The organism is Rhodospirillum rubrum ATCC 11170, from assembly GCF_000013085.1.
Taxonomy (GTDB): domain Bacteria; phylum Pseudomonadota; class Alphaproteobacteria; order Rhodospirillales; family Rhodospirillaceae; genus Rhodospirillum; species Rhodospirillum rubrum.
The window spans coordinates 1201086-1217560 of the sequence record NC_007643.1 but is presented as its reverse complement, the minus strand read 5'-3'; the positions used below and the strand labels follow the sequence as shown (position 1 = coordinate 1217560).

Here is a 16475-nt window from a genome sequence, read left to right as displayed (position 1 = left end):
TGTCAACGCCGCCGGCGCAACAGCCGCAGGGCATTGGCGGTGACCAGCACGGTGGCGCCGGTATCGGCCAGGATCGCCGGCCACAGCCCGGTCAGCCCGGCCACCGTCGTCACCAGGAACAGGGCCTTGAGCCCAAGGGCGATGGCGACGTTCTGGTGGATGATCGCCAGCGTGCGCTTCGACAGGTCGATCATCGCCGCCACATCGCCCACCCGACTGCGCAGAATGGCGGCATCGGCGGTTTCCAGGGCGACATCGGTGCCGCCGCCCATGGCGATGCCAACATCGGCCGCCGCCAGGGCCGGGGCATCGTTGATGCCATCGCCGACCACGGCGACCAGCGCCCCCCGGTTCTGGCGCTCGCGCACTAGCCGCAGCTTGTCTTCGGGCATCAGCCCGGCATGAACGGCGATATCCAGGCCCTGGCCGAGCGCCCGGGCGGCGTGGGGGGTGTCGCCGGTCAGCATCATCGCCTCGACCCCGGCCGCCTTCAGCGCCGCCACGCCCTCGCCGGCATCGGGGCGGGGTTCGTCGCGCAGGCCGAAGACCGCGCCAACCCGCGCCGTCGCCCCCTCGCCCAGAACCAGCAGCGAAACCGTCTTGCCGGCCTGTTCCAAGGCGAGGATCGCCCCGTCCACATCGTCCTCGAAACCGCCCATCCGGCGGCGGGCGGCCTTGGGCGAGCCGAGGAAAAGCGCTTCTCCATCCACCGTGCCGTCCAGGCCTTCGCCGGCCCGGGTCCCGGCATCGTCGATCCGCCGTGGGAGGATGGCGTCCAGGCGGGCGCGGGCGAGGATGGCGCGGGAGACCGGATGGCTGGAGCCCTCGGCCAAGCCGGCGGCCAGGGCCAGGGCCTCGCCGGCGCTCAGCGCCCGGGCCTGCAGATCGGTTACCACCGGCTCGCCCCGGGTCAGGGTGCCGGTTTTATCGAAGGCGACGGTGGTCACCTTGCCGAGGATTTCCAGAACCGCCCCGCCCTTGATCAGCAGGCCGCGACGGGCCCCCGCCGACAAACCGGCCGCGATCGCCGCCGGCGTTGAAATAACCAGGGCGCAGGGGCAGCCGATCAGCAGCAGGGCCAGGGCGCGATAGATCCAGGTTTCCCAAGCGCCTCCCAGAACCATTGGCGGCAGCACCGCCACGGCCAAAGCGGCGGCGATCACCGCCGGCGTATAAAGGCGGGCGAAGCGATCGATGAAGCGGGCGATCGGCGCCTTGCTTTCCGTGGCCTCCTCAACCAGCCGGACGACGCGGGCGATGGTGTTGTCGGCGGCGGCGGCGGTGACGCGCACCCGCAACAGGCCGATGCCGTTGATGGTGCCGGCGAACAGGCCATCGCCCGCCGCCTTGGCCTTGGGCAGGCTTTCGCCGGTGACCGGCGCCTCATCGACCTCGCCATTCCCCGAAAGCACAAGACCATCGGCGGGCACCCGGTCGCCGGGGCGGACGACGATGACATCGCCGATCGCCAGGCGATCAGCCAACACCTCGCGCACCCCGCCATCGGCGCCTTCGCGTTGGGCGGTTTTGGGTACCAGCGCCGACAGGGCGCGGATCCCGGCCCGCGCCCGCCCGGCGGCCAAGCCTTCCAAGGCCTCGCCGACCAGGAACAAAAAGACCACGGCGGCGGCTTCCTCAACCGCGCCCAGGGCGACGGCGCCAAGGGCGGCCACGGTCATCAGGGTCTCGATCGAGAACGGCGAGCCATAGCGGGCGCTGGTGAAGGCCCGCCGGGCGATCGGCAGCAGGCCGATCAGCATGGCGGCAATGAACAAGCCATCGGCGAGCGGCGGAAAGACCAGCCCCAGGCCATAGGCCACCGCCAGGGCGGCGCCGCAGCCAAGCGTCAGCATCCCCCGACCACTGCGCCACCACCTCCGCCCCTCCACGTCCCCGACAGGGGAAGCGCCATGGTCGTGACCATGCTCGTGGTCGTGGTCGTGGTCGTGGTCGTGGTCGTGGTCGTGGTCGTGGTCGTGGTCGTGGGAAGCGGCCCGGGGCACCCCGTCGGCGCAAGAGCCGGAACAGCCGCACGATGACACCACCGTGGCGGGAGAGGTCGTCGGATTTGGCCCATCCTCGAGCACGGTGAAGCCTAGGGCATCGACGATGCGGACGATCTGGGCGCGACCAACCTTGGGACCATGATCGACGGTCAGAGTGCCCGCCGTCACCGAAACGCCGACCTGGGCGACACCGGGCAAGGGCATGAGCGCGCGTTCGATCTTGGCGGCGCAGGAACCGCAATCCATGCCGGCAACCCGGTAACGGGTGCGGCGGAAGCCTTCGGCCTCGCCCGGACGGAGTGGCGTTGAGGCGTGCTTGTCCTGGCGCATGATCGATCGTCCCTTTCCGCTGTCTTCTTCGGAAAACGACGCTACAATCTCTAGCGACTAGAGGATCAAGAGGAAAAATCGGCCATGACATCCCTCGCCATCGGCGCCCTCTCGGCGCAAACCGGCGTGAAAAGCCCCACCATCCGCTATTACGAGGAAATCGGCCTGCTGCCTTCGCCGCCGCGCACCGACGGCAACCGCCGGGTCTATTCGGTCGAGACGGTTCGCCGGCTGAAATTCATCCGCCATGCCCGCGAGCTTGGCTTCGAGGTCGAGGCGATTCGCCAGCTTCTCGCCCTGGCCGACGATCCCCAGGGCTCCTGCGCCCCGGCCGATGGCATCGCCCTGGCCCATCTGCGCGATATCGATTCGCGGATCGACCGCCTCACCGCCCTGCGCGACGAGGTCCGGCGGATGGTCAACGAGTGCGCCCATGGGCCGATCGGCGCCTGCAAGGTGATCGAGGTGCTGGCCGATCACACCGAGTGCCTGCACGATCACCATTAGCGCGTGCCTGCACGACCACCATTAGCGCGTGCCTGCACGACCACCATTAGCGCGTGCCTGCACGACCACCATTAGCGCGTGCCTGCACGACCACCATTAGCGCGTGCCTGCACGACCACCATTAGCGCGTGCCCGCACGATTACGATTAGCGCGTGCCCGCACGACCCCCATCAACGCGTGCCGCCACGAGTGGCATTGACTGCCCCCGCGCGCGACCCCACCTCAAGATCAGGTCTGTCTGATGGCCAGGGCGGCGCGGCTTACCGGCTGCTAGCCAGGGAGTCCACCGTGAACCGGCCCGGCGTGATCGGGCGGCCAAGAAGCGGAGATTCGACTTCGACCAGGGCGATGCCCTTGGCCCAGATCCCCAGGGCCTTGGCGGCGGCTTCGGAAACATCCATGCCGCGCGTCGAGACGAAGGGACCGCGATCGTTGACCCGCACGACCACGGACTGGCCGCTCTCGGGATTGCGCATCTTGACCTTGCTGCCGAAGGGAAGCTTGGGATGGGCTGCGGTCATGCCGTTGGCGTCGAAGATCTCACCGCTGGCGGTGCGTTTGCCCTGATGGCTGCGGCCATACCAGGACACATAGATCCGATCGACGGCGGGCTTGGCGGGAATCACCTCCACCATCGGGGCGGGGGCGGGGGCAACCACGGGCGCCGTCTGGGCGCAAGCGGCCGTGAGCGCTGTCAGGGTGATGGCCAGAAAAGCCGGCCAAGGCAGGCGCCGCGATCGGGCGGCGGGGATCTTCGTCATGGACCGCGGAGCGATGGCCGCGGTCGCGTGGAACCTCATGGCCCCTGTTTGTGTCGTCTGCTCACGTCCTGTCGGCCCGGCGGCCGCAGGTGGGTGCCTATGCCCCATGAGGGTCCCCCTCACTAAGTCGTCCTTGATTGAGAACGGCGGAGAATGCCCGCCAGCGAAAATAGCCAGAAAAGGAAAATGCCCTATCTTGCCCTAAGGCTCCATAGGGAATTCCGTTACCCCCGCATTAAGACAATATTTATGGCGAGGATGTGGCAGAAGGTTTGGTTTTACCGGGCCCCCGCCGTCACAATCGGTGGAGCACCCCGGCGACTCGACCAAGAAGATGCATACTAGCCATGATTTCGCGCGGGATGGTCCAGTCCGAATAGGCCGGATTGTCCGAATGGACGATCACCGCCGCCCCCGCCTTCTGCAGCCGCTTGATATAGCCCTCCCCTTCCAGAAGGAAGGCGTAGAGATCATCGCGCTCCAGGGCGCGGGTCGCGGTATCGATGAGCGCCAGATCGCCATCCGACAGCGCCGGCTCCATGCTGTCGCCATGAACGGCCACGGCGATGGCGCGCTGGGGATCAAGCCGCAGGTGGTCGCGCAGATAGCTTTCAGGCAGATCAAGGCCGGCCGCGCCCGGATGGCCGCCGCCCATCCGCGCCGCAGCGGCGACGGTGTCGTAAAGCGCCAGACCCCGGTGCGGGGCCGTTTCGTCCTCGGCCGGGCGCACCGACAAGGGCGCGCGAGTGACCGCGCCGCCGCCGCGCTCGCCAAACAGATCCGATGGCGGCGCCGTCGCCCCTTCGGCGACCCGGCCGGTCGCCAGCCAGTCGAGCGGCACCCCCAGGCAGGCGGCGGTCGCCACCAGCTTGCCAAGCCCGGGCTCGCTGGTCGCCGACAGCCAGTCGCGCACGGTCGAGGCCGAGCCGCCGATTCGCCCGGCCAGCCAATTGGCGCTGCGCCCCTGCAGGGCGGTCGCCAGCCTTTCGGAAAACCGTCCAGCCCGGTCGTCCGCCCCCCGCTGGTCGCCCACCGCCTGCCCGGCCATCGCCGGTGCGCCCGTCGGCGTTTTTCCGGTCAGCTTTTCGGTCATCGCTCGGCTCTCCCGCTTATCTTAGGATGGGTTCTAGAGGAAACCGTTGGGAATGAGAATTCTTTCACAGGCAGGAGCGGAAGATACACGGAAAACAGGTTATTTTGAACGGTTTTCCGGTTGAAGTGCGCCGGTTTTCCGTTTACCTTTGCCTTCTCGTCGTTTTCTTTCGAGGAGCCCCCTGATGATCCCGTCCGCAAGACCACCGGCTGGCGCCGGCGCCCAAAGCCAGGAGGATCTGATCCTTGACCATCTCGAATCGGGCCGCGCCCTGAACGCCGCCCAGGCCTGGACGCTTTATGATTGCCAGCGCCTCGCCGCGCGCATTCACACCCTGCGCGCCCGCGGCTACCGCATCGATACAAGGCGCCAAGGGGGCTCGGCGCTTTACCAGCTTGATGATTACCTTGCCGATGCCCGGGCGACCGCCGGCCCTTGCCTCGGCGATCCCTGATCCCCGCCCGCCCGATTCCTCCGGGGGCGGTGGGGGTGGAATGGACCCTACCGCCCGCCGCCCGCACCCCTTATGTTGGGAAACGGGCGGGCGACCCGCGCAACGATCGGCAATTGCCTCGCGCCGTGGACTGGGCCATTTTCCCCCCTTGCGTCGAAAAGACCGGGCCCTGGCCCGGATTCCCAGGAGAGCCCTGTCATGCCGCGCCTTCTTTCCCCTTTCGGCCCTGGGGCAAGCCCCCGCCGCCCCGCCCCACGCCGCGCCGCCATCGCCCTGGCCTGCGCCCTGGCCGTCGCCCTGCCGACGGCGTCCCAGGCCGCCCCGAGCCCGGCCGCCGATGCTCCGGTGATGATTTCCCAGCCGATTCGTGTCTCGGTCAACGCCATGCAACTGGCCCCTTTCGATCCGGCCACCGCCCTTTCGGTGCGGGTCATGGACGACAGCCCGGCCAATTTGCGGCTGCTTGACTGGGTGAGGCGCTCGCTGATCGCCCGCGGCTATCGCATCGGCGGCGACGACGCGCCGCTGATCCTTGATATCGACACCGTGGCCTCCAACGCCCCGGCCCGCCCCAATGCCGATCGCAGTGTTTTGGGCCTGCGCGGCCAAGCCGGCACCGGCCAAGACGAGGACTCGGTGGATGTGACCGTGCGCCTGTTCTCCAATCGCCAAGGCAGCGTCATCGGCGGCGACGTCGACGCCCCGCCCGCTTCGCTCGGTCAGCCGGATTTGCGGATCGATGCCGGATTGACCGAACGGGCCAGCGGCCGCCGGGTATGGCAAGGCTGGGCCAGCGTCACCGCCCCCACCCTGGGACTCGAGGATCAGGGGCTGGTTCTGGCCGATCCGCTGATCGCCGAGTTCGGCAAGGCCACCCGGGCCAAGATCCTGACCCTGCCCGCCGGCACGCTCAACCGGCCATAAAGCGGCCTACGATCAGTCAAAAAAAGGGTGGGAAGCGTTTGCTCCCCACCCTTTTTCTTAAGGCGACGCGATTGGCGAAAGGACAGCGGCCGGCGGGGTGGCCCCCGCCGTCAGGCCATGGCGGGTTCGACCCCGCCGTGATGGGGCTGGCGATCGTTGAGCGCCCGGGCCGCCTTGCGCACCGCGGTCTGCAGCTTCTCGAAGGCCCGGTTCTCGATCTGACGCACGCGTTCGCGGCTGACGCCGTATTCGCCGCCCAGTTCCTCCAGGGTCACCGGCTCGCTGCGCAGGCGGCGCGCGGTGATGATGTGACGCTCGCGCTCGGTCAAGGTCGACAAGGCGTCCTTGAGCAGGCGATTGCCCAGACTCTGCTCCTCGTGGGCGGCGTAAACCTCTTCCTGGTTATCGCCCTCGTCCATCAACAGATCCATGCGATCCATCGACTGGTCTTCGCCCACCGGAACGTTGAGCGAGGCGTCGGGACCGGCCAGACGGCGGTTCATCATCACCACGTCGGCTTCCGTCACCTTCAACTGGGTGGCGATGGTCTTGACGTCTTCGGGCGACAGATCGCCTTCCTCATAGACGCCAAGCTTGGCCTTCAGACGACGCAGATTGAAGAACAGCTTTTTCTGGGCGGCGACCGTGCCGACCTTGACCAGCGACCAGGAGTTCAAGATGTATTCGTTGATGCTGGCCTTGATCCACCACATGGCATAGGTGGCCAGCCGGAAGCCGCGATCGGCCTCGAATTTCTTGACGGCCTTCATCAGGCCCATGTTGCCTTCGGCGACCAGATCCGATACCGGCAGACCGTAGTGGCGATAGCCCATGGCGATTTTGGCGACCAAACGCAGATGGCTGGTGACCAGACGGTGGGCCGCGTCGCGATCCCCCTCGTCTTGCAGACGCTTGGCCAGCATGAACTCTTCTTCCGGAGTCAGCATCGGAAAGCGCTTGATCTCGGTCAGATAGCGCGACAGGCCACCTTCGTCGGACACCGCGGGCAATTTGTATCGATAGGTACTCATGACGGTTGCCACTCCTTTCGCGTCGGGCCTACCCAGGAAACGCGGCGGGTTGAAGCCGGTTCCCGGGTCTCGCACCCTTGGATTCATTCTTTTCTCGGAAAGGTGTCGAAAGTGCGACGGGGGTGTGGCAAAAGAAAAATCGGCCAATTCCCTATCGTTTTCTACAGCCCCTTCTTGGGGGTGGCGCAACCACCCGCAAATTGAAGCAAACTGTACTTTCGGTTCACCCAATCCGGTCGAACCCACATTCACCGATCCCGTATGCTCGGCAATCGGTATACGTTAACTATCCCAATTCGGACCAATTTCGTCAAGATTTTTTCCGTGGCTTTTTCGGGGCGTTTCCAAGGCGCCTTCGGCCCGGCCGCGCCGGCCCGCCGTATCCCGTTCCGGGTGGAAAAAAGGCCGTTATTCCAAAGGCCAAAGGTGCTAAAATGTCCGCTATGGTGACGTGTCCGCGACACCGCGACACGGAGACGACGGGATCCCCTTTTGCCTTCCGTCACACAGCCGTAAAGCCCCTTTTCGGGGCGGTTCATCTCCTGTAAGACTGGGGCCCGCTTTGGGGGGACAGTCTCCAGGGCCCCTGCTCCGGCAACCGCCCGGTGCCGAAACGAGCAGCTCATACAGGCGTATTGGAGAGGAGTTCAAGATGAAGAAGGGTTTCCTGGCCGCCGGCGTTTTCGCCGCCGTGGCTTTCGCTTCCGGCGCGGCCCTTGCCGAGGGTGATGCCGCCGCTGGCGAAAAAGTCAGCAAGAAGTGCCTCGCCTGCCACACTTTCGATCAGGGGGGCGCCAATAAGGTCGGCCCCAACCTGTTCGGTGTGTTCGAGAACACGGCCGCCCACAAGGACGACTACGCCTATTCGGAATCCTACACCGAGATGAAGGCCAAGGGCCTGACCTGGACGGAGGCGAACCTCGCCGCCTATGTCAAGGATCCCAAGGCCTTCGTTCTTGAGAAGTCGGGCGATCCGAAGGCCAAGAGCAAGATGACCTTCAAGTTGACCAAGGACGACGAGATCGAGAACGTCATCGCCTACTTGAAGACCCTGAAGTAGGTCGCCTTCGGCGGGAGCGATCCCGCCCCTGTGCCGCGAAACCGCCGCCCGGACCCCGGGCGGCGGTTTTCGTTTGGATCGTCTTTCGTTTGACCCGCCCGGGCTTTCTCGACCGAAGCCGACGAAGGACGCCCTACAGCAGATCGCGCAGGCGCAGCCAGGTGGAGCCCAGCACCAGCAGCGGCAGGCGCAAGGAGCGGCCACCGGGAAACGACAGATGGGGAATGCGCGCCATCAGGTCGAAGCGTTCCTCGCTTCCCGCCACCACCTCGGCCATCAGCTTGCCCGCCAGCCCGGTCAGACCGACGCCATGGCCGGAAAAGCCGTGGGCGAACAGGCAGCGTTTGCCGATCCGCCCGAAATGGGGCAGCCGGTTGACGGTGATCGCCACATGGCCGCCCCAGGCATGGGACAGCCCGACCCCGGCCAATTGGGGGAAGGTGCGGACCATGGTGGCGCCCAGCGTGCGGCGGATGCTGAGCGGATCGATGCGCGAATAACTGACGCCACCGCCAAACAGCAGGCGGTGATCGCGGGTCAGCCGGTAGTAATTGAGCACGAAGGCGATATCGGCCACCGCCTCGCCCCCGGGGATCAGCGCCCGCGCCCGCGCCTCACCCAAAGGCTCGGTGGCGATGATATAGGTGCCGACGGGCATGACGGTCGCGGCGAGACCGCGCGGGCGGTCCTTGAAATAGGCGTTGCCGGCCAGGATCAGCCAGCGCGCCCGAACCAAACCGGCGGGCGTGCGCACCACCACCCCTTGAGCGGTTTCCTCATGGCCAAGATAGGGACTCGATTCGTGGAAGACCGCGCCGGCGGCTTCGGCGGCCTTGGCCAATCCCAGGGTATAATTGAGCGGGTGCAGATGGCCGCCGCGGCGGTCGCGCACGCCGGCCAGATAGCCCGGGGCGGCGACGGCCCGCCCGATGGCCGCGCCGTCAAGCCATTCCAGCCCCGGGTAGCCATACCCCTCCCAGCCGCGGATCATCTCTTCAAGCGCGCCGATATGGCGCGGCTTGAAACCGGCATGGATATGGCCGTCGGTGAAATCGCAGGCGATGGCGTGGCGGGCGACAAGGGCGCGGGTCAGGTCGACGGCCTCCACCCCCAGATCCCAATACAGGCGGCTCCGTGCCTCGGGCAGCAGGCGTTCAACCGTCGCCATCTCGGCGGCATACCCGGCGATGAGCTGGCCGCCGCTGCGCCCCGAGGCGCCGAAGCCGACGCTCTCGGCCTCGATCACCCGCACCGACAGGCCGCGCTCGGCCAGGAACAAGGCGGCGGCGCTGCCGGTCATGCCGGCGCCGACGACGCAGACATCGGCCCGCGCCTCACCGGCGAGAGGGGGCCTTTCGGGCGCGGAAATTGCGGTATCTGAATACCAGTTGGCGGGACGTGAGGTCATGGGCGAGCTATATCACCCCCGCCCGCCGCCGTCATGCCGGGATTACCGAGATAAGACCATATGCGGCATCTGCGAAAAAACTATTGCCAAGGGCCCGCGTTTGCCAGACAAGCGACTGACCCGGATGATCGTTTTTCCTTTTGCGAATCAGTCACCCATACACCGTCCCGTCGTGCATTTTTCGTCCGTATAACCGGGTTTTCATCACATAGCCCATTGAAGGGGAGGTCGCGATGCCGTCACCTGTTCTGCGCGCCTTGAGTGGTGTTGCCGTTGCCCTGCTGATCGCCGGCCCGGCCGCAGCCGCCGAGGACAAGGTTCTCAACGTCTATAACTGGTCCGATTACATCGCCGAGGACACCTTGGCGAAGTTCCAGGCCGAGACCGGCATCAAGGTCAATTACGACGTTTACGACAGCAACGAGTTGCTGGAATCGAAGCTTCTGGCCGGCTCTTCGGGCTACGACATCGTCGTTCCCACCGACCACACCCTGTCGCGGCTGATCCAGGCCGGCATTGTTCAGAAGCTCGACAAGGCGAAGATCCCCAATCTCGCCAATCTCGACCCCAAGCTGACCGCCCGCGCCGCCGCCTATGACGCCGACAACGCCCATTCCGTTATTTACGAATGGGGCACCAATGGCCTCGGCATCAATATCGACAAGGTGCGCGCCGCCCTCGGCCCCGACGTGAAGCTTGATTCCTTCGATCTTCTGTTCAAGCCGGAATACGCCGAGAAGCTGGCGTCTTGCGGGATCCACGTTCTCGACAGCGCCGCCGAGGTCTTCTCGGTCGCCCGCAATTACCTGGGACTGGAGCCCAATTCCACCGATCCCAAGGATCTGGAAAAGGCCACGGCGCTGTGGATGGGCGTGCGCCCCTATATCCAGAAGTTCCACTCCTCGGAATTCATCAACGCCCTGGCCAATGGCGACATCTGCGTGGCCTTCGGCTATTCGGGCGATATCTTCCAGGCCCAGGCCCAGGCCCGGGCCAAGGAAGCCGCCAATGGCGTGAAGATCGATTACATCATTCCCAAAGAGGGCACGCTGATCTGGTTTGATCTGATGGCCGTTCCCGCCGATGCCCCCCACCCGGAAAACGCCCATAAGTTCATCGACTTCATTCTTCAGCCGCAGATCTCGGCCGATATCTCGAACTACGTCTGGTACGCCAATGCCAACAGCAAGGCGACCGAGCTGCTCGACGAGGCGGTGCGGACCAATCCGTCGATCTATCCGACCCAGGAGGTGATGGACCGCCTGTTCATCCAGAAGACGGCGTCGCCCGAAATGGAGCGCCTGCGCACCCGCGCCTGGAACAAGATCAAAACCGGCATCTAAGCTTTCGGTTTGATCTCCAACACATCCGCTTTCGCCCGGTACCCGCGCTCTGTCGACGGGTACCGGGTCTGTCTTCCCGCGTAAGGGGAACGGGCCCGATGGCCGACCAATCCAAAGCCGCCGTGGCGCGGTCGCAAAAACTGCCGCCCGAGCTTCCGGGCTGTACCAAAAAACTTGGGCCGCCGATCATCGAGATCGAGACGGTGGTCAAGAAGTTCGGCGATTTCACCGCCGTGGCCGGGGTGTCGCTCGATGTGTTCGAGGGCGAGTTCCTGTGCCTGCTCGGCGGATCGGGCTGCGGCAAGACCACCTTGCTGCGCATGATGGCCGGCTTCGAGCAACCGACCAGCGGCCGCATCCTGATTGATGGCCGCGACATGACCGGGGTGCCGCCCTATGACCGCCCGGTCAACATGATGTTCCAGTCCTATGCCCTGTTCCCGCATATGAGCGTCGAACAGAACATCGCCTTTGGCCTGAAACAGGATGGCATGCCCAAGGCCGAGCGCGAGGCGCGGGTGGCCGAGATGCTGTCGCTGGTCCAGCTCGAGCGCTTCGCCAAGCGCAAGCCCCACCAGCTTTCCGGCGGCCAGCGCCAGCGCGTCGCCCTCGCCCGCTCGCTGGCCAAGCATCCGCGCGTGCTGCTGCTCGACGAGCCGCTGTCGGCGCTCGATAAAAAGCTGCGCGAACGCACCCAGCTCGATCTGGTCAACATCCAGGAAAAGACCGGCATCACTTTCGTCGTCGTCACCCACGACCAGGAAGAGGCGATGACCATGGCCGATCGGGTGGCGATCATGGACGAGGGGTGGATCGTGCAGATCGACGCCCCGCAATCGATGTATGAATATCCCAACACCCGCTTCGTCGCCGAGTTCTTCGGCAGCGTGAACATGTTCGAAGGCGTGCTGGTCGAAGACGAGCCCGATCACGTGATGATCGAAGCCCCCGAACTGGAAAATCCGATCTACGTCGGCCACGGCGTCAGCGGCCACGAGGGCGCCACCGTCTGGGCGGCGCTGCGCCCCGAAAAGGTCACCCTGGTCACCGAAAAACCCGACCGGCCCTATAACTGGGCGGCGGGCGAGGTCAAGGACATCGTCTATCTCGGCTCGACCTCGACCTATATCGTCGGCCTTGATACGGGCAAGCGCATGCGCGTGACCGTCGCCAACCATGAACGCGATGTGGAATGGGAGATCACCTGGGGCGACCGCGTCTATGTCAGTTGGGCGGCGACCAGCGCCGTGGTGGTGTCGTCATGACCGCCGAGCCGGCCCCGGGCGCCGCGCCGGTGTCGCGCCCGCCCGAAATCCTGCCGGGCATGGCGCCTTGGCGCATGTGGCTTGATGCCCAGATCCGCCACAACGGCCGGCGGCTGGTGATCCTGGTGCCCTATGTCTGGCTGCTGCTGTTTTTCGTTCTGCCCTTCGCCATCGTCCTCAAGATCTCCTTTGCCGAATTCCGCGTCGGCGTGCCGCCCTATACGGCCCTGATCGACTTCACCCAGGACGCCTATCTGCGGCTGACCCTGGCGCTGTCGAACTACAAGTACATGCTCGACGACGAGATGTACGTGATCGCCTATCTGAATTCGCTGCGCATCGCCGGCATTTCCACCGTGCTCGCCCTGCTGATCGGCTATCCGATGGCCTATGGCATCGCCAGGGCGCCCAAGGGGCCGCGCACCATCTTGCTGTTCCTGGTGATCTTGCCGTTCTGGACGTCGTTCCTCATCCGCGTCTATGCCTGGATGGGCATCCTCAAGGGCAACGGCCTGCTCAATACCTTCCTGATCTGGACCGGGGTGATCGACCAGCCGCTGACCATCATGGGCACGGAATGGGCGGTGTTCATCGGCATCGTCTATTCCTATCTGCCCTTCATGGTGCTGCCGCTGTACGCCACCTTGGAGAAGCTCGACCCCAGCTTGCTCGAAGCCGCCCACGACCTGGGCTGCCGGCCGTGGAAGGCCTTTCTGACCATCACCCTGCCGCTGTCGGTGCCGGGAATCATCGCCGGATCGATGCTGGTGTTCATCCCCTCGGTCGGCGAGTTCGTCATCCCCGAACTGCTGGGCGGGGCCGATACCTTCATGATCGGCCGGGTGCTGTGGAACGAGTTCTTCCTCAACCGCGATTGGCCGGTGGCCTCGGCGGTGGCGGTGGCGATGCTGCTGATGCTGGTGGTGCCGATCATGATCTTCCAGAACATCCAGGCCAAACAGGCCGAAGCGGCGGAGGAACGGTCATAATGCGCCGCAACTGGTTCTTGCTGCTGACCATGGGCTTCGGCTTCGCCTTCTTGTATGTGCCGATCCTGTTGCTGATGATCTATTCGTTCAACGAAAGCCGGCTGGTCACCGTTTGGGCCGGCTTCTCGGCCAAATGGTATGGCGCCCTGCTCCGGGACGAGCAGATGCTGGGCGCCGCCTGGATGTCGTTCCGCATCGCCGTGGTCAACGCCTCCCTGGCGACCATCCTCGGCACCCTGGCCGCCCTGGCGATGGTGCGCTTCGGCCGCTTCCGCGGACGGACGCTGTTTTCGGGCATGCTGTCGGCGCCGCTGGTGATGCCCGAGGTGATCACCGGGCTGGCCTCGCTGCTGCTGTTCGTCGCCCTCGAACAGTTGCTGGGCTGGCCCCAGGGCCGGGGGATGACCACCATCACCATCGCCCACATCACCTTTTCCACCGCCTATGTCGCCGTCGTCTTGCAGTCCCGCCTTCAGGGCATGGATCGCTCGATCGAGGAGGCGGCGATGGATCTGGGGGCGCGGCCGGCCAAGGTGTTCTTGCTGATCACCATCCCGGTGATCGCCCCGGCGCTGGTGGCGGGCTGGCTGCTGTCGTTCACCCTGTCGCTCGATGATCTGGTGATCGCCAGCTTCGTCTCGGGCCCGGCGTCCTCGACTCTGCCGATGGTGGTGTTCTCTTCGGTGCGCCTGGGGGTCAGCCCGGAAATCAACGCTTTGGCCACCATCTTGGTGCTGACGGCCACCGTGGCGATCCTGATCGCCGGCTGGATGATGACCCGCCAGGAACGCGCCTCGCAGAAGCTGACCGAAAAGCGCGAGCAACAGATGGGATAAGGGCAAATCCCGGGCCCCCTGGACCGGGGGGCGACGACGATTTGCTTGCTCTCAGGACTTCGGCCCGCGCCCTATTGGCGCGGGTCATGTCCCAGATCATCGATCACCGCCTGGGCCAAAGCGGCGCAGGCGGTTTGGTCGGGGCGGCTGGTGCGGGTCGAGGCCAGGATGAAGGCCTGACGGGCGGTGGTGATCACCCCCGGATCGGCGGCCCGGGCGGCGCCCAGCACCAGGACGAGGCCGTCGGCCAGATCGTCTTCGCTGATCGAGCGATAGGCGCCAAAGCCGGGCTGGCGGGCCCAGGCGCAATGGCGCAGGCCGGCCAGATAGGTTCCGGCCCGCGTGCCAAGCCGCGCGGTTTCGACCATGTCCTTGGGATCGAGCGCGAGAGCCGGCTGGGCGGCGACCAGCAGGGTCCAGCCGATCAGCGCCAGCGCCACACCCTTGCCCATCACCCGCTTCCTTTTTCCTTAGCCGCCGGCTTTCTCAGCCGCCGGCCAGACCTTCGCGCAGCATTTCCAGCTCCAGCCACTCGTCCTCGGCCTTGGCCAATTCGGCGCGGGCGGCTTCCATGCGGTCGGCCTTGCCGGCATAGCCCTCTGGATCGCGCACGAAGAACTGGCTATCGGTCAGGGCGGCTTCCAGGGTGGCGATCTCGCTATGCAGGCGATCGATCTGGGCGGGCAGCAATTCAAGCTGGCGCTGCTGCTTGTAAGACAGCTTGGTCGGCCGCGCCGCCGGCTTGGCCGGGCTTTTGGCCGAGGGCTTGGCGCCGCCCCGTCCCTCGCCGGATTTCGTCTTGTCGCGCGCCGTTTCCCAGGGCGCCCCGCCGGCTTGGCGGATGGCGTCGCTATAGCCGCCCGGGTATTCGCGGGCACCGCCGGCGCCGTCCATCAGCACGGTCGAGCCGACGACCCGGTCAAGGAAGTCGCGGTCATGGCTGACCAGCAGCAAGGTGCCCTCGTAATCCGACAGCACATCTTGCAGCAGGTCGAGGGTTTCCATGTCCAGATCGTTGGTCGGCTCGTCCAGGATCATCAGGTTGGATTCACGGGCCAGCGCCTTGGCCAGCAGCAAGCGATTGCGCTCGCCGCCCGACAAACTGCCGACCGGGCTCACCGCCTGACGGTCCTCGAACAGGAAATCGCGCATATAGCCGATCACATGCTGGGGCCGGCCGCGCACATTGACCATGTCGCCGCCCATGTCGCACAGGGTTTCGCGCACGCTTTTAGTCGGATCAAGCGACGAGCGCGATTGATCCAGATAGGTGGTCGTCAGATTGGTGCCCAGACGCACGCTACCGCTATCGGGAGCCAGCGCCCCGGTCAGGATCTTGAGCAGGGTCGATTTGCCCGCGCCATTGGGGCCGACGATGCCAAGGCGATCGCCGCGCAGCAGCCGCAGCGAAAAATCCTGGAGCACGACGCGTTCGCCATAGGCCTTGCTCACCGCCTCGGCCTCGATCACCAGCTTGCCCGAGACGCCGCCGGCTTCGGCCTTGAGCTTGGCGAGCCCCTGAACGGCGACCTGCTGTTCGCGATCGTGGCGCAGATCGTACAAGCGGGCCAGCCGCCCCTGATTGCGCTTGCGCCGGGCCGAAATGCCCTGATGGGACCAGCGGGTCTCCTCGGCGATCAGCTTATCAAGCTTGTGGCTGGCCTGGGCTTCCTGCTCCAGGGTCTCATCGCGCCACCCCTCGAAGGCGGCGAAGCCCTGATCCAGGCGACGGACCACGCCGCGATCAAGCCACAAGGTGGCCTTGGTCAGCCGGGCCAAGAAGGCGCGGTCATGGGAAATCAGCACCAGGGCGCCGCGATAGGCGGCCAAACGTTCTTCCAGCCAGGTGATCGCCGGCAGATCCAGGTGGTTGGTCGGCTCGTCGAGCAACAAGATCTCGGACTCGCCGACCAGGGCGCGGGCCAGGGCGACGCGGCGCGCCTCGCCACCCGACAAACCGACGGGGGCGCGCTCGGGATCAAGCCCCAGGGCTTCCAGAACGATATCGGCGCGGTGGGTCTCGCCGCGATGGGGGCCGGGCAGGCCTTCAACCACCACATCGCGCAAGCTGGCGTGGTCGCCAAGCTCGGGCTCTTGCTGCAGATAGGAGACCGCCACCCCGGGCTGGACGAATAATTCGCCGCCATCGGCAAGGACCTGACCGGCCATCACCTTGAGCAGGGTCGATTTTCCCCCACCGTTGCGGCCAACGAGGCAAAGACGGGCGCCGGGTTCGACATCGGCGCTCACCCCCCGAAACAGAGGGCGGCCGCCGAAGCCAAGGGTGATGTCGCGAAGACTGAGAAGGGGGGGTGCCATGGTGGACGCACCCTATCGTGAGCGGCCGGCGCTGACAACGGGTCGCGAGGCCGCGACGCCAAAACAGCCCGCCTTCGACAAAAAAAGACCGCCGTCCACGGGATGGACCCCGGGGACGGCGGAAGGAGGGACGCGACCAAGGATGGGG

The 16475-nt window shown here is 65.8% G+C and carries 15 protein-coding genes; 8 read left to right on the top strand and 7 right to left on the bottom strand.

The window, feature by feature from the left end; genetic code table 11:
- Positions 1-2: 2 nt before the first annotated feature.
- Positions 3-2336: a heavy metal translocating P-type ATPase gene (locus RRU_RS05365; protein ID WP_011388782.1), complete on the bottom strand. Its 2334-nt coding sequence runs from the start codon at positions 2334-2336 to the stop codon at positions 3-5.
- 84 nt (positions 2337-2420) lie between these two features.
- Here RRU_RS05365 and RRU_RS05360 point away from each other — a divergent pair, with 84 nt between their 5' ends.
- A complete protein-coding gene (locus RRU_RS05360) occupies positions 2421-2843 on the top strand; it encodes a MerR family transcriptional regulator (protein WP_011388781.1) in 423 nt (140 codons plus the stop codon).
- Positions 2844-3104: 261 nt separating this feature from the next.
- Here the strand turns inward: RRU_RS05360 and RRU_RS05355 are convergent, their stop codons facing one another.
- Both RRU_RS05355 and RRU_RS05350 read right to left on the bottom strand, forming a co-directional pair.
- The gene (locus RRU_RS05355) at positions 3105-3605 is read right to left on the bottom strand and encodes a septal ring lytic transglycosylase RlpA family protein (protein ID WP_237703836.1); all 501 of its coding nucleotides are present in this window, start codon (positions 3603-3605) and stop codon (positions 3105-3107) included.
- 295 nt (positions 3606-3900) lie between these two features.
- A complete protein-coding gene (locus RRU_RS05350) occupies positions 3901-4698 on the bottom strand; it encodes a LexA family transcriptional regulator (RefSeq protein WP_011388779.1) in 798 nt (265 codons plus the stop codon).
- Positions 4699-4882: 184 nt separating this feature from the next.
- On the opposite strand from RRU_RS05350, the gene RRU_RS05345 reads away from it, so the two are divergent.
- A complete protein-coding gene (locus RRU_RS05345) occupies positions 4883-5152 on the top strand; it encodes a helix-turn-helix domain-containing protein (protein WP_011388778.1) in 270 nt (89 codons plus the stop codon).
- Between the two features lie 198 nt (positions 5153-5350).
- Positions 5351-6076, top strand: coding sequence for a hypothetical protein (locus RRU_RS05340; RefSeq protein WP_011388777.1), 726 nt, complete (start codon positions 5351-5353; stop codon positions 6074-6076).
- 110 nt (positions 6077-6186) lie between these two features.
- Here RRU_RS05340 and rpoH read toward each other — a convergent pair whose 3' ends face one another.
- A complete protein-coding gene (gene rpoH / locus RRU_RS05335; RefSeq protein ID WP_011388776.1) occupies positions 6187-7107 on the bottom strand; it encodes an RNA polymerase sigma factor RpoH in 921 nt (306 codons plus the stop codon).
- 652 nt (positions 7108-7759) lie between these two features.
- Between rpoH and RRU_RS05330 the strand changes: the two genes are divergently transcribed.
- Positions 7760-8167 carry a c-type cytochrome gene (locus RRU_RS05330; protein WP_011388775.1) on the top strand — a complete coding sequence of 136 codons (408 nt, stop codon included), beginning with the start codon at positions 7760-7762 and terminating at the stop codon, positions 8165-8167.
- A 133-nt stretch (positions 8168-8300) separates the two neighbouring features.
- Here RRU_RS05330 and RRU_RS05325 read toward each other — a convergent pair whose 3' ends face one another.
- Positions 8301-9575 (bottom strand): NAD(P)/FAD-dependent oxidoreductase, encoded by a 1275-nt coding sequence (locus RRU_RS05325; protein ID WP_011388774.1) that lies wholly within the window; start codon positions 9573-9575, stop codon positions 8301-8303.
- 233 nt (positions 9576-9808) lie between these two features.
- On the opposite strand from RRU_RS05325, the gene RRU_RS05320 reads away from it, so the two are divergent.
- From RRU_RS05320 to RRU_RS05305, 4 genes are all read left to right on the top strand, one after another.
- Positions 9809-10918 carry a polyamine ABC transporter substrate-binding protein gene (locus tag RRU_RS05320; protein WP_011388773.1) on the top strand — a complete coding sequence of 370 codons (1110 nt, stop codon included), beginning with the start codon at positions 9809-9811 and terminating at the stop codon, positions 10916-10918.
- 98 nt (positions 10919-11016) lie between these two features.
- A complete protein-coding gene (locus RRU_RS05315; protein WP_011388772.1) occupies positions 11017-12183 on the top strand; it encodes an ABC transporter ATP-binding protein in 1167 nt (388 codons plus the stop codon).
- On the top strand, positions 12180-13172 hold the full coding sequence (locus RRU_RS05310; protein ID WP_011388771.1) for an ABC transporter permease subunit: 993 nt from the start codon (positions 12180-12182) through the stop codon (positions 13170-13172). The genes RRU_RS05315 and RRU_RS05310 overlap by 4 nt, the downstream gene beginning before the upstream one ends.
- Positions 13172-14008, top strand: a complete 837-nt coding sequence (locus RRU_RS05305; protein WP_011388770.1) for an ABC transporter permease subunit — start codon at positions 13172-13174, stop codon at positions 14006-14008. Before RRU_RS05310 ends, RRU_RS05305 begins: the two co-directional genes overlap by 1 nt.
- A gap of 71 nt (positions 14009-14079) precedes the next feature.
- On the opposite strand, the gene RRU_RS05300 is transcribed toward RRU_RS05305, so the two are convergent.
- A complete protein-coding gene (locus RRU_RS05300; protein ID WP_011388769.1) occupies positions 14080-14460 on the bottom strand; it encodes a hypothetical protein in 381 nt (126 codons plus the stop codon).
- 34 nt (positions 14461-14494) lie between these two features.
- A complete protein-coding gene (locus RRU_RS05295) occupies positions 14495-16327 on the bottom strand; it encodes an ABC-F family ATP-binding cassette domain-containing protein (protein WP_011388768.1) in 1833 nt (610 codons plus the stop codon).
- Between the last annotated feature and the right edge of the window lie 148 nt (positions 16328-16475).

What these genes read in the sequence shown, in the direction of transcription:
- RRU_RS05365 (WP_011388782.1), bottom strand. Translation starts at nt 2,336, where the DNA reads ATGCGCCAGGACAAGCACGCCTCAACGCCACTCCGTCCGGGCGAGGCC.
- RRU_RS05360 (WP_011388781.1), top strand. Translation starts at nt 2,421, where the DNA reads ATGACATCCCTCGCCATCGGCGCCCTCTCGGCGCAAACCGGCGTGAAA.
- RRU_RS05355 (WP_237703836.1), bottom strand. Translation starts at nt 3,605, where the DNA reads ATGACGAAGATCCCCGCCGCCCGATCGCGGCGCCTGCCTTGGCCGGCT.
- RRU_RS05350 (WP_011388779.1), bottom strand. Translation starts at nt 4,698, where the DNA reads ATGACCGAAAAGCTGACCGGAAAAACGCCGACGGGCGCACCGGCGATG.
- RRU_RS05345 (WP_011388778.1), top strand. Translation starts at nt 4,883, where the DNA reads ATGATCCCGTCCGCAAGACCACCGGCTGGCGCCGGCGCCCAAAGCCAG.
- RRU_RS05340 (WP_011388777.1), top strand. Translation starts at nt 5,351, where the DNA reads ATGCCGCGCCTTCTTTCCCCTTTCGGCCCTGGGGCAAGCCCCCGCCGC.
- rpoH (WP_011388776.1), bottom strand. Translation starts at nt 7,107, where the DNA reads ATGAGTACCTATCGATACAAATTGCCCGCGGTGTCCGACGAAGGTGGC.
- RRU_RS05330 (WP_011388775.1), top strand. Translation starts at nt 7,760, where the DNA reads ATGAAGAAGGGTTTCCTGGCCGCCGGCGTTTTCGCCGCCGTGGCTTTC.
- RRU_RS05325 (WP_011388774.1), bottom strand. Translation starts at nt 9,575, where the DNA reads ATGACCTCACGTCCCGCCAACTGGTATTCAGATACCGCAATTTCCGCG.
- RRU_RS05320 (WP_011388773.1), top strand. Translation starts at nt 9,809, where the DNA reads ATGCCGTCACCTGTTCTGCGCGCCTTGAGTGGTGTTGCCGTTGCCCTG.
- RRU_RS05315 (WP_011388772.1), top strand. Translation starts at nt 11,017, where the DNA reads ATGGCCGACCAATCCAAAGCCGCCGTGGCGCGGTCGCAAAAACTGCCG.
- RRU_RS05310 (WP_011388771.1), top strand. Translation starts at nt 12,180, where the DNA reads ATGACCGCCGAGCCGGCCCCGGGCGCCGCGCCGGTGTCGCGCCCGCCC.
- RRU_RS05305 (WP_011388770.1), top strand. Translation starts at nt 13,172, where the DNA reads ATGCGCCGCAACTGGTTCTTGCTGCTGACCATGGGCTTCGGCTTCGCC.
- RRU_RS05300 (WP_011388769.1), bottom strand. Translation starts at nt 14,460, where the DNA reads ATGGGCAAGGGTGTGGCGCTGGCGCTGATCGGCTGGACCCTGCTGGTC.
- RRU_RS05295 (WP_011388768.1), bottom strand. Translation starts at nt 16,327, where the DNA reads ATGGCACCCCCCCTTCTCAGTCTTCGCGACATCACCCTTGGCTTCGGC.